At 61.5% G+C, this 12,092-nt stretch carries 9 protein-coding genes; 3 read left to right on the top strand and 6 right to left on the bottom strand.

Features of this window, described 5'->3' with window-relative positions; genetic code table 11:
* Positions 1–691 precede the first annotated feature (691 nt).
* Positions 692–1,432, top strand: a complete 741-nt coding sequence (locus tag ACR65T_RS00290) for a YkgJ family cysteine cluster protein (RefSeq protein WP_434494618.1) — start codon at positions 692–694, stop codon at positions 1,430–1,432.
* Between the two features lie 62 nt (positions 1,433–1,494).
* Here the strand turns inward: ACR65T_RS00290 and ACR65T_RS00285 are convergent, their stop codons facing one another.
* The 5 genes from ACR65T_RS00285 to ACR65T_RS00265 all read right to left on the bottom strand — a co-directional run bounded on the left by ACR65T_RS00285 (position 1,495) and on the right by ACR65T_RS00265 (position 8,388).
* On the bottom strand, positions 1,495–2,895 hold the full coding sequence (locus ACR65T_RS00285; RefSeq protein ID WP_434494617.1) for an ABC transporter ATP-binding protein: 1,401 nt from the start codon (positions 2,893–2,895) through the stop codon (positions 1,495–1,497).
* Positions 2,892–4,199: an ABC transporter permease gene (locus ACR65T_RS00280; protein ID WP_434494616.1), complete on the bottom strand. Its 1,308-nt coding sequence runs from the start codon at positions 4,197–4,199 to the stop codon at positions 2,892–2,894. Before ACR65T_RS00280 ends, ACR65T_RS00285 begins: the two co-directional genes overlap by 4 nt.
* Positions 4,200–4,331: 132 nt before the next feature.
* Positions 4,332–5,984 (bottom strand): hypothetical protein, encoded by a 1,653-nt coding sequence (locus ACR65T_RS00275; RefSeq protein ID WP_434494615.1) that lies wholly within the window; start codon positions 5,982–5,984, stop codon positions 4,332–4,334.
* Between the two features lie 212 nt (positions 5,985–6,196).
* The gene (gene nagA / locus ACR65T_RS00270; RefSeq protein ID WP_434494614.1) at positions 6,197–7,360 is read right to left on the bottom strand and encodes an N-acetylglucosamine-6-phosphate deacetylase; all 1,164 of its coding nucleotides are present in this window, start codon (positions 7,358–7,360) and stop codon (positions 6,197–6,199) included.
* Complete coding sequence (locus ACR65T_RS00265) at positions 7,357–8,388, bottom strand: SIS domain-containing protein (protein ID WP_434494613.1); 1,032 nt, start codon at positions 8,386–8,388, stop codon at positions 7,357–7,359. The genes nagA and ACR65T_RS00265 overlap by 4 nt, the downstream gene beginning before the upstream one ends.
* A 175-nt stretch (positions 8,389–8,563) precedes the next feature.
* Between ACR65T_RS00265 and ACR65T_RS00260 the strand changes: the two genes are divergently transcribed.
* Entirely contained in the window at positions 8,564–9,520 is a 957-nt protein-coding gene (locus ACR65T_RS00260) for an N-acetylmuramic acid 6-phosphate etherase (protein WP_434494612.1), read from the top strand.
* 25 nt (positions 9,521–9,545) lie between these two features.
* On the opposite strand, the gene ACR65T_RS00255 is transcribed toward ACR65T_RS00260, so the two are convergent.
* Complete coding sequence (locus ACR65T_RS00255) at positions 9,546–10,538, bottom strand: glycoside hydrolase family 3 N-terminal domain-containing protein (protein WP_434494611.1); 993 nt, start codon at positions 10,536–10,538, stop codon at positions 9,546–9,548.
* Between the two features lie 380 nt (positions 10,539–10,918).
* Here ACR65T_RS00255 and ACR65T_RS00250 point away from each other — a divergent pair, with 380 nt between their 5' ends.
* Positions 10,919–11,986 (top strand): hypothetical protein, encoded by a 1,068-nt coding sequence (locus ACR65T_RS00250; protein WP_434494610.1) that lies wholly within the window; start codon positions 10,919–10,921, stop codon positions 11,984–11,986.
* Positions 11,987–12,092: the final 106 nt, after the last annotated feature.

Here is a 12,092-nt window from a genome sequence, read left to right as displayed (position 1 = left end):
TCTGACGCGGCTGATCGATACGGAGCCATCTTTTCTTTCGTGGCGGAGTTTGGCGCACGCTCTCATGGAGTGACAAAAAACAGCCGGGTCAGGGGCGCGAAGAAATAGATGCGACAGAATTGCGTCCGCCTCGGCGGTGCTACCGTAGAATCCAAACGCGCGAATGGCAGAGCGATCGCTCCCGAAAGGTCAGGCGGGACATCAGGCCTTCCGCGACCAAATCCGCACGGTGAATATTGCGGGCATCTCGTCAAGCAGCTTTTTCCGCCAGAGCCACAAAAGCTCCAATCGCAGCGCGACATTGATGACTATGCACATCAAGCAACTCGGCGACAGGTCGCAATGACGAGCCGAGACGACGGACCTCAACTTGGTATTTTTCTTTGGGGCGCCGCAATGATCATCTTCTGGATTGCGCTTGCGTTTTGGTTTTTTTCTTGAGCGTAGCTCAAGACATGAGCGCACGTCGCTATCGACATCGCAAAGTTTCGGCCGTTGCCTGCGAGATCGGAATTCTTCGAAATCGATCCGTGTCTGTTCCAGTTCTATGGAGTCCACGAGCGCATCTCGGTTGGTTAGCATTGGCCGCCGCCTCTGGCATGTGGGGTTGACCGCGGGACCGGCGCGGCCTTGATTGTCGGCTACGTGCTCGCCCTGATCATCTTACCGGCGCGAGGTGGAGAAGATACGAGTGAGCGCAGATATCAGCCCTTCCGCCTTCTTCAAGGCTGCGTCGCATGCCTTCAGCGAGACGATAGGCTCCTCCCGCGGGGCGCGCCCAGAGCTCGTCGCGCTGCTCTGCGCGCAAGCTTTTGACAGCTTCACGCAAAACGTCGCCCTTCAGGCGGCAGGCGCGCCAGCGCTCGCCTGTCAGGGAGAATGCGCGGCCTGTTGCCGCCTTCGGGTCGTCGCGACGGCGCCGGAAATATTCCTGCTCGCGCGCTTCATTTCCGTCAACGCCGCCGCCTTTCGGCAGCGCGGCATAATGCTCGGTAAGCGCATCGCCGACGCCGATCAGGCCGTTGGCGGCCTGTCTGAAGAACAGCGACTGACCGCCCAGCATGCCTGCCCGCTGATCGAAGGCGAATTATGCCTCGCCTATAAAATTCGTCCGCTTGCTTGCCGCGGTCATGCGGCCTTCGACGAGGCGTTATGCCTTGCGGCGGTGAGAGGCGAAGCCGTTGAAGCGCCGATCTCCACGCCGCATCTCGTTGTCCGCAGCCTCGTTCAGAACGCCCTGATGGCGGCGCTGCGGCGCGCCGGACTGGCTTGGGGACTCTATGAGGTCAACAGAGCTCTCAACTGCGCGCTTTCCGCGCCACATGCGCTCGAACAATGGATATCAGGCGAAGATCCTTTGACGAAGGCGCGAATTCCCGACTTCGACCTTATCGAAGCGGCGGCGATTTTGGATGCCGCCGCCACCGCGTAGCGCGCGACGGCGCCCATCGACTTGCGGGAGATGCTGGAGAAAGGGCGCCAAGGCGCGCGACTTCAGTGCGGCGGCATCCAGATCCAGAGCGGAGGCGGCCCGGGAAAACGGACGTCTTTTGCGATCGTAGCGTCGTCGACATTGTCCGGTTTCAGATAGACATAATAATTATCGACGCGCTGAAATAACTCATTCGTGGGCGTGCTCTCGGGACTGACCAGCATGTTGTTGCTGAAGCGCACATGCATGTAGTGTGGCAATAACTCGGTGAACTTCGCGAGGCGGGCCTCAAAGATGAAGCGGTAGAGCTGCCGGCCAGTGACTTTCAGCACCGCGGCGGTCGCGTCGTCGATCGGCGTGAGCGGCGCTTCCTGCCAGCCGACTCCCACCTGCACGAAACCCTGCACACTCGGCGACATGACGTAAATGGGTTGTTCGGCTTTTGTGTTCTCCAGATAAATCGTCACCTCATAGCGGCCATCGCCGAGCTGCGAAATTGACGCGACGTCGCTCTGCAGGGTGGACGTCGCAAGTTCTTCGAGCGCGGCGAGTCGCTGCCGATCGGCGTCAAGCTCATATTGTTGATAGCGCGCCACCCCGTAATTTGCCGCAGACGCTAAGACGAACATCAGCGCCGCGGCGGCGAAGATGCGTCCCGCTGTCGCCCATAGCGTCTTGCCGAGTTTTTCGAAATCGCGAGCGCCGTCTGCATCGGCGCCGACCGGCGCGGGCGTTTTTAACGCGGACGCTTCGGGGCGCCGGATCGGCGCAGCGACGAAGCCGCGCGGCGCGTCGCTCGGAAGGAGAATTCCTTGCCGCATCTCGAACATGCGATCAGCGCGTTGCGCCAGCGCATGGTTATGCGTGACGAGCGCCACTGCGAAATTTTCTTCTCGTCGCAAATCGTCGAGCAGCGCGAAGATCTCTTCTTCCGTCTCCTCGTCGAGGTCGCTTGTCGGTTCGTCCCCGAGAAGCAATTTCGGTTCGTTGATCAAGGCCCGCGCGATGACGACGCGACGCTGCTCGCCGCCGGACATCTGTCCTGGGAAGGCTGTCATCCGATCGCTCAGGCCGACGCGGGCGAGAAGGCCTTGCGCGCGCGCATAGGCGTATTCTGGCGTCACGTCGTCACCCAGAAGGGCTGGCAAGGCGACGTTGTCGATGGCCCGAAGATTCGGGAGGAGGCTCGGGAACTGAAAGACAAAACCGATGCGCTCCCGCCTGACATCGGCGAGCTGCGCCTCGGACAGATCCCAGATCTCGTCTCCTGCCAGTTGAACGCCGCCCTCGGTCGGCGCCGTCAGCCCGCCGACCATGGCGAGCAGCGTCGATTTACCGGAGCCAGATCGTCCAACGATCGAAACGAACTCGCCTGCGCCAACGACCAAATCGGCAGAGATTACCGCGTCCACGCCAGGATCGCCGCCGTAGCGCTTCCGCAAACCCTTGGCGGAAAGAATCATCGCGCGCTTTCCATTTGGATCATCGCATAGGGTTGGAGACGCCGCGTCCGCCAAGCGGCGACAAAAGCTCCCCCGACGCCGATCGTAACGCCGCAGAGCGCGGCGGCGCCCGCGGCGATCCATATGACTCCGGCAGGCGGGGCGTCGAAAGGCACGCCGAGGGACGAGAAATAAAAGCCGAGAGAACGCGCAAAAACGAAGATCAGCGAGAAACCCGCGCCGATGCCTAACAGGCCGCCAAAGCCTGTGATGAGCCCCGCCTCGATCAGGGTGATCGATATGATCTGCGCCGGCCGCGCGCCCATGGCCCGCAACACGCCGATTTCGCGATAGCGCTCTTGGACGATGGCGGAAAACAACAACGACACGAGAAAGAATATCGCCAGCATCAGCAGGCCTGCGAAAATCGCCACGCCCCAGAAGAGGCTGCCCAGCGATTGACGCGCCGCGGTGAAGATCGGATTGCCCGTGACGATTTTGATTGCCGGGATCTGTCCAATGGCGAAACGCGCTTGCTCCGCCGAGGCGCCGGGCGACAGTTGCAGGAGAAATGCAGAGACACGATCCTGCGCGATTGATGGAAGGCATTCGGCCCGTCCTGCGGCGTGATCATGATGCGTCGCGTCGACCCCTTCCGAAGGCGAAGACGCAGGCGGATGAACAGGGACGTTCGCAGGGCGCGCCCGGATCGCCGCGGCGGCAAGATCGTCGAGCGCGGAGAAAGTGATGAAATAAGATTCGTCGAAGGGGCCCACGCCTGTTCGGCCCAATCGTCCCGTCACGACCAGCGACCGACCGCAAATCGTCAGGGCTTCGCCGGTCTTCAGCGCGACCCGCTCCCCGACAAGCAAGCCCCCTGTCGCAGCCACGGGTTTCTCGCCCACGGGCAACCAAGATTCGACGGTGAAATCGGTCGCCTGATCATAGGCGATCAGATTGATCGCGCGTCCTTCGACGCTCGCGCGGATGAGATGCTGCGCGGCGACCTTCGCCACGCCGGGAACGGCTCTGAGCTTGTCGCCCAGCGCGACATCCAGATCGAGATCCGTCGGCTGTATCGTGAGCAGCGTGCTGGTGATGTTCACCAAGGCGCCATGCGGCACGACAATGAGATCGGCGCCCATCCGCGAAAAGGTCGTCAAGATTCCTTCCCGCAGCGACCAGCCGGTGACGAAGCCGGAAAAGACAACGCCGACGGCGATCATCACCGCCAAGCCGAGCAACAGACTCCGCAGCAGCCGACGTCCGACGTTCTGAGCGCCGAGCCGCACCAGCAGGAAGCGCGAGCGATGGCGTTTCGTCATAGGTGGAACCGTTATCTGCAGTGCGATGCGGCCTGGTTTACGAGACGGGGCCGCGTCGTTGGGAAGCGCGATCGCTTGAGAGGCTCGTCGCCGGACGCAAGCGAGTCGTCTTTGCGGGTTCCGCCGATCCCGTCAGACGGTGGTGCAGCGGCTGTGGATCAATTCCTCATTGTTCCGCGGAACAATAACGCAGTCGTGATGACCGCCAAAGTTCGGGATATAACCAACCGGCTCCAGCGTATCCTGAGTGAAGACGAAGGTTCCTGCTTCGAGCCGCTGGAACCCGCTGAAGATCGCGAGCACATATTTGCCGTCATAGGTGACATGCATCGTCTGCAGGTCAACGCCGACATTCTCGAAGCGCTTGATCGTCGTCCACGTATTGGTGTCGACGACAACGATGGCGCTTTTCGCCGGCTTGCGATGCAGCTCGGAGACAAACATCTTTGAGCCGTCCATCGAATAGGTGATGTGGAACGGGCTCGGCGTCGAGCCAACCCAGTGCGAGTCCTTGAACTCGGCGATCCGCTTCCAGTTGCGCGGATCGCGGTCCGAACAATCGAACACGCCCATGCTGTTTTGCCGGGTGTTGTTCGTCATGGTGAACCATTTGCCGTGCGGTCCAAAGCCGCATTCGTGTCCCGAGGACACGACATTGTCCAGCTTGATGTCCCAAATGCCGTCGGCGATCTTTTTAACCGGAATGTTCTCCTTCGTCGTGCCGTCCGGGGACGAGATGCACGCCACCGGCTCCATCGTCGTGCGGTCGATGACGACGCCGGCGGCGAACATGCGAAGCGTCACCAGCGAGAGCGGATGGATCGGATGGTGGACGCAATTATCGGCGCCGGTGAGCGTCTTCACCGAGTCGCCCGGAAGCTGTCCCGAATAGGCGAGATATTCGCCCATGGGCACCATCTCCCAATCGAGTTTGTTTCCCTTGACGCCGCGATAATCATAGAGCCCGGTGTCAGGCGCCTTTAAGAGACGGGAAACGCGAACGGTGCCTCCCTTGAACCAATTGTCCTCGAGCACGCCGTCGGGCTCGTTTCCACGCCAGTCGAAACGAAAGGCGTCGATCACCGTTGTCTTCTGGTTTCCTGTGGCGCGATTGAAAAAGGCGACGACATCCTTTTGTCCGTCCGCGACCGTGAAGCCAGACGCATCCGGGAAGATGACGGTGTGCACGCCAAGTCCGATTCCCGTGGTCTCGGCGACATTCTCGAGCAAATTCATCTGCTGCCCGTCGAAGCCGACGCGATAGATCTGATTGCCCTGACCCCACAAAGGATCGAGCATTCCATGTTCCCGGATCTGCGTGGGGATGCCATAAATCAGGACGTTCTGCCCACCCTGGGTCGAGTTTACGAATTCGAAGCCTTTGCGCGGATCGGCCGAAGGAAAGGCCGCGAGATGATGAGCGATCGGGCAGCTGTCGCCGTAATTCCAATATTCGATCCAAGCCATTGTCTTGCCGGTCGCAAGATCCTGCACCTGAGCGCCCCCGCCGAGCTTCGTGGGGGTGAGCCAAACGTAGTCGCCAAGCGTGGCAAGACGCGGCGCATTCGCCTCCGCCGCCGACGCTGAGTCTCCCATCAGGCGTGAGAACAGCCCTGTCGCATTGGCGGATCTGCCGCCGAAAATGGTCCCGATGATACCGGCGGCGCCGGCGCGCAGCACCTCTCGACGTTCCACCCGGCCACGCTGATTGAGAGGCCGCACAACTCGCGGCGCGGCGAATTCCGATACCACTTTTCCCGACGGGAAGTTTTGATCGGCAGACATCGGTTTCTCCCTGAGAGCGCAGCAAGCTCGATCCAATCCATTGGATCGATAAGTCAGATAGGTCTGCGATAGAGTTCTTCGTTCGGCAAGCACTTTTGTGCTTCTTAGCCGCGCGAAGAACGATTGTCCCGGCGAGGGTGATTGCAGGTCGTTGGACGACACGTTAAATTGCGAAAGCTCTACTGACCATTATGAATGACTCGGCCCACGAGCTACGCGCCGGGACGATAATCCGATCTTTCGCCGGCGACCCAGGCGGCGGATACCGAAATATCCTTTGGATCGAACGCCACCATGTCGGCGCGATATCCCGGCGCGAGGCGGCCGAGCGAGCGTCCGAGACCCAGAAACTCGGCGGGGTGGCAAGAGGCGCAGCGCAGCGCCCGCTCCAGAGGCAGTCCGAGAAGCCGAACACAGTTGCGAACCGCGCTCGCCATCTCGATCGACGATCCCGCCAGCGCGCCCTCCTGCGTTCGGCAACTGCCGTCGCGGACCACGATCCGCGCGCCAAGGAGATCGAACTCTGCTTTTATCCCGCCGACCGGCGGCATGGCGTCGCTCACCAGCATGGGGCGCCCGACGCCGCGCATCGCCAATCCCAGCATGGCGGGGACGACGTGCTCGCCGTCGACGATGAGCCCGTAAGAGGCGTCGGGCGATTCGAGCGCCGCCGCGACAGGTCCGGGCTCGCGCGCGGAAAGCGGACGCATCGCGTTGAACAAATGCGTGAAGCCCGTCAGGCCCTCGGCCATTGCGGCGCGGGTTTGCTCATAAGTCGCCATCGAATGACCGAGCGAGACCTTCGCGCCCGCAGCGACAAGTTCGGCGATGAAGCCGTCGGGCGCCTCCTCTGGCGCGAGCGTCACGAGCAATACGCCCGCGTGAAACGCGCCGAGCATCTGGCGATGATGCGCTTGTGGACGGCGGATAAACTCTCGCCGATGAACGCCCGGCTTTTGCGGAGACAAAAAAGGGCCCTCGAGATGAATGCCGAGAATGCCGGGTTCGCGCGCCATGACTGCGCTGACGGCGTCAAGCGCCGCTGCCATCGTCTCATCGCGATCAGTGATGAGCGTCGGCAAAAGCGACGTCACGCCGAACTTGCGATGGGCCTTCGCAATCTTCGCCAAAGCGGCGGGCGTCGGATCGGCGTTGAAAAGGACGTCTCCTCCACCGTTGACCTGAATGTCGATAAAGCCCGGCGCGAGCCATGCGCCTTGCGGGACGTTGTAAACTTCAATCGAAGATGGGAGATCCGATCGCCGCGTCAGCGCCGCGATCCGCGTATCTTCAATCACGACGGCAAAGTCGTCATGCTTTTTTTCGCCGTCGAAGACGACGTCCGCGGCTACCGCGCGTCGAGAGCAGCCGTTCATCGCGTGCGCGTGATCTTGCGCAGGTGGCGCGGCTGGTCGGCGTTCTTTCCGCGCATCGCGGCCAAGCGGACGACCATGGCGTAGAAGCTCTGGATCAGACAGATCGCGTCGGTTTCGGGATGTTCAGGGGGCAATGCGGGAAGCCGGTCCGGGGTCTGCTCCTCCGATGAGGTGATAAAGACCGCCGCTCCCTTTGCCCTGAGATCCGCGGCGAGCTGCGTCATGCCCGCGGCGGCGGCGTCCGTCGGCGCAAACATGAGCACGGGATAGTGAGGCGCCACCAGAGCGACCGGGCCGTGGAGGAATTCGGCCGAGGAAAAGCATTCCGCGTGCAGATCCGAGGTTTCCTTCAGTTTCAGGGCGGCCTCGCGCGCGATGGCGAGCGTCGGACCGCGTCCGATCGTGACCAGGCTTTCCGCGCCTGCGATCTTCTCCAGGACGCAGCTCCAGTCGAGGTCGCCGGCGGCGGCGAGGCGATCTGGCAATCCTCTCAGCGCGGTCGCGAGCGGCTTGTCCTCGGCCCAAAAGGCGACCAGTCGGGCAAGCGCCGCCACCGATGCGATGAACGTCTTGGTCGCGGGGATGCTGAGCTCGGGTCCCGCCGCCATCGGCAACACGAATTCGCAGGCCTGCGCCAGCCCGCTCGCCGGGTCATTCGTGATGCAGGCGGTCACGGCCCCGCAAGAGCGCGCCGCAGCGGCCTGTTCGATGATGTCGCTGCTTTCGCCCGACTGTGAAATCGCGAGAAAGAGCTGATCCGCCAGTCGCAGGGGCTGATGATAGATCGTCGTGATGCTGGGCGCGGCGGGCGCCACCACAACGCCGAGGTATCGCTCGATCAGATGCTTGCCGAAGGTCGCGGCGTGCGCCGAACTGCCGCGCGCGCAGGTGACGACGACTTGAGGCGGCTTGCGCCGTAACCGATCCGCCAGAAGTGGGAGAACCTCGGCGAGCCCGTCCCCCTGCCGTCGCACGGCCGCCGGAGCCTCTCGCATATCGGAAATCATCTGCGCGTCGAGGACGGTCATTGGTTTCGGCGTCCGGTCAAACCCATCAGCACAGAGATTGAGCCGGATGCGCGGGAAAGCAAGTTCCAGCGCAGCTCCCGCGTCGGCGCCGACGTCATGAGCTGGCTGATAGGAAGCTTAGCTTGAACTCTCTCCGTCATTGGCCATATGCGGCTTATCAGCTGGAATTGCGCCGATGTGCCCGACGGAGACCGAACGCCAAAGTCCGCGTTATGCCAAGATCGACGTCTGGGAACCGGCCGAGATCCTGGATTCAATGATCGAAGGGCAATTTTCGGCCGTCGCCGCCGTTCGCGCCGCGCGCCCCGCGATCGAGCGGGCGGCGCTTGCGATTGAGCGACGGCTGCGCGGGCCTGGACGGCTCGTTTACGTCGGCGCCGGCACATCCGGTCGTTTGGCTGCCCAGGATGGGGCGGAGCTCATGCCAACCTTCGGCTGGCCGCAAGATCGGCTTCTGCTCCTCATGGCGGGCGGACAAACCGCGCTGCTACACGCTGTTGAAGGCGCCGAAGACCAGGACCATCAGGCGGTCGAACTCGTTCGGCGGCATGAGATTGGGGCGTCCGACGTGACCATCGCGGTGGCCGCAAGCGGCACGACGCCTTTTACGCTCGCCTGTTTGCGCGAGGCAAAAAACAGAGGCTCCCTGACGATCGGCGTCGCGAACAACCGCGGGACGCCGCTGCTCCAGGAGGCAGATCACTCGATTTTTCTCGAAACCGGCGCGGAACCGATCGCCGGCTCGACACGGATGAAGGCGGGAACCGCCCAGCGAATCACGCTTATTCTGCTCTCGTCGCTCGTCATGATCCTGCTCGGACGCGTCTACGACGGCCTCATGGTGGATGTGCAGGCTTCGAACAGGAAACTGGTCCGACGGAGCGAAAAAATCCTGTCGCGGCTGACCGGCCGCGCCGACGAGGAGATCCAAGAGGCCTTGCAGCGCGCCGGCGGGAGCGTGAAGCTCGCCTTTCTGTTGCTGCAGGGCTACGGCCTCGCCAAGGCGGCGGCGGCGCTGGATGAGGCAGAGGGCCATCTGCGCCGCGCCATGAGCTTGATGGTCGAGCGGACGAGGGCGGAGGACCTTCGAGAGACCCAGCCGTATATTCGGGAAGATGCGACGCACGAGTAGGGCGCCAGTTTGAGCGCTCCGCGCTTCAGCCGAATTTCAGCTTCCTTACGCGTTTGATGGACGCCTCGGCGTGGGCCCGCATGGACGCATCCTGCGCGCAGGCCGAGAGCAGCCGGCGAGCGAATTCCGCCGCCTGGTCTTGCTCGTCCTTCATGTTGTTGCCGATGAGGATCAAATCCGCGCCGGCGTGAACCGCCTTCGCGCAGGCCTCGCCCGTCGACATCAGCTTTTGCACGCCCTGCATTTGCAAATCGTCGGTCAGGATGCAGGCGTCCGGCGCCCAGGCGCGCATTTTATTCACCGCGACGGCGGAGAGGCAGACGGGCGTGTCTCTCTCCCATTGATTCACGATGCCATGGCTGAACAGGACCATCGGCACGCGCGAGATCAGCGCCTTGAACACGTTCACCTGCGCGTCGGTCAGGCAATCGGAAAGATCCATGACGTGGTCGTGGGGATTCACCTTCGCGCCGCCGGTTCCGGGAAAGTGCTTCAAGCAAAGTTTCAAATTCACCGAGCCAGCGACTTCCGCCAGCGCCTCCACGCATTCTTTGACAACCTTCGGATCGCTCGAGTAGCTGCGCTGGACGGACCCCACATCGGGGCTGTCGGGGTTGATGTCGAGATCGACGACCGGCGACAGGTTCACATCGATTCCGATCTGTCGCATCTGCGCATAGGAAGGGCGTAAAACATCCCGCCGCTCCGCAGCGGTCAATCGCCCGAACTGGCGGGCGCTGGGCAGCGGAATAAAGCCGCGCTCTTCCTTCAACCGACGGACCTTGCCGCCTTCCTGATCGATGAAAATGAGCGGACGCGAGGGGAGAGCGTGAAGGCCCTCGCAAAGCTCCTCGAGCTGAGCGGGGCTATAGACGTTCCGCTCGTATTTCTGATCTGTACAGTCATAGTCGAAAAGAATGACCCCGCCCAAACCGAAGCTACGGGCAAAATCCCGCAGCCAGCCAGGGATGAGCGGGTCGCGAAAACCCAAGATGAACAGTTCGCCGATCGGCTCCATGAGCGTAAAATGGTAATGGTGAGAGGACTGTCAAAGAGCGTCGCGCGACGCCATCCGCCTCGATGTTGCGCTGATCAGCTGATGTCAGACTCACTCTCATGGTCGGAACATCCATCCCAGGGCGTGGGCGACGAACGCCGAGATAGTCAGCCTCAGTCCTTCATTAGATAAACTAAAGCCACCAAAACCGCTTGCGTTGTTGCCAGTAAGGGTCGAACCGATCCCATACCCGACGCCTATACCAATGGTATATACGGACCCGGAGACGAGCCCCCCTTGGTATACCCTGCCGTTCCAAGAGCCTGCATATTCTTATAGTTTACCAGACAATTTGGGGGGCACATTACACTATTGGAACAACCCAACTGGTTGATCCGAAGATGGGGCAACCAATTGGTGATTCGATCCGGTGGGAAGTTCACGGTGCTTCGTGGCCCACGCAGATATATGCGGCTGCGAACTTTTCCGACTTTGCAGATTTCGGCTTCGGCGACTTTAGCGGCTTCGGCGATTTAGGCTTTGGTGTCTCGGGCGTAAGCTTCGACCAGGCGTCTTACGGCGACTATGGTTATTATGGCTCGTACTGGGATATGTCGATCGACGGGTGGGACTACGCGGACGACTATTCCTGGTATGAGCCAGTTGTCCTCGACCTCGATGGCGACGGAGTCGAGATCAACCCGCTGACGTCTTCCAACACCTTCTTCGACACGAAAGGCGACGGCTATCAGCATCGCACCGCCTGGGCCGGCGCCGGCGACGCTGTGCTGGCCTTCGACGCCAACAATGACGGCGTCATCAATCAGAAGAACGAGATCGTCTTCACCGAATGGGACCCGACGGCCGCCTCCGACATGCAGGCGCTGCTCAATGTCTTCGACACTAATCACAACGGCAAGCTCGATGCGGGAGACGATAAGTTCTCCCAGTTCAAGCTTGTCGTCACGAATCCCGACGGCACGCAAACCGTCCAGACCCTGGCGCAGGCGGGGATCGCCTCGATCGATCTGAAAGAGAATAATTACAACCAGACCTTTATCGACGGCTCCTCGATCGACGGCCAAACGATTTTCACCCGCGCCAATGGAACGACGGGAACCGCCGCGACGGTGACGCTCGTCTCCGAAGACGCCGGACACGTGCTGCAGACAACGACGACGACGGACGCCAATGGCGCGGTGATGGTCGACAATAAGGCGCTCAACCCGGACGGCTCGCTGGCGAGCGAAACGATTTCCGTGACCTCGGCGAACGGCCTGTCCCGCACGCTGTCGCGGGATGTCGACGGCGACGGCGTCATCGATCTCATTCAGACAGAAACAACCGTCGTCAACGCCGACGGCTCCAAACTCACGACGCTGACCGACAAGACCGGCGGCGGCGTCAATCTCGACAATCCCGCCACCAGGGTGAAAAAATCCCGTTTTACTTTCTCGAAAGCCGCTTGACGGCGTAAGCGGAGCAGTTAGAATTTCTAGGAATCGCAAACGCCAATAAGGGCGAGACGTTAGCTTTAGTCGTTTTGAATGTAAATGCCTCCGAATGGCGGATGAG

The organism is Methylocystis sp. (genome assembly GCF_051061285.1).
Classification (GTDB): Bacteria; Pseudomonadota; Alphaproteobacteria; order Rhizobiales; family Beijerinckiaceae; genus Methylocystis.
Note: the sequence above shows the minus strand (reverse complement) of the source record. Positions and strands in the feature narration are given on the sequence as shown.

Bases quoted from the DNA above. Each gene is read 5' to 3' on its own strand.
- ACR65T_RS00255 (WP_434494611.1), bottom strand. From the start codon at position 10,538: ATGGAGCCGATCGGCGAACTGTTCATCTTGGGTTTTCGCGACCCGCTC.
- ACR65T_RS00285 (WP_434494617.1), bottom strand. From the start codon at position 2,895: ATGATTCTTTCCGCCAAGGGTTTGCGGAAGCGCTACGGCGGCGATCCT.
- ACR65T_RS00265 (WP_434494613.1), bottom strand. From the start codon at position 8,388: ATGACCGTCCTCGACGCGCAGATGATTTCCGATATGCGAGAGGCTCCG.
- ACR65T_RS00280 (WP_434494616.1), bottom strand. From the start codon at position 4,199: ATGACGAAACGCCATCGCTCGCGCTTCCTGCTGGTGCGGCTCGGCGCT.
- ACR65T_RS00250 (WP_434494610.1), top strand. From the start codon at position 10,919: ATGGGGCAACCAATTGGTGATTCGATCCGGTGGGAAGTTCACGGTGCT.
- ACR65T_RS00260 (WP_434494612.1), top strand. From the start codon at position 8,564: ATGTGCCCGACGGAGACCGAACGCCAAAGTCCGCGTTATGCCAAGATC.
- nagA (WP_434494614.1), bottom strand. From the start codon at position 7,360: ATGAACGGCTGCTCTCGACGCGCGGTAGCCGCGGACGTCGTCTTCGAC.
- ACR65T_RS00275 (WP_434494615.1), bottom strand. From the start codon at position 5,984: ATGTCTGCCGATCAAAACTTCCCGTCGGGAAAAGTGGTATCGGAATTC.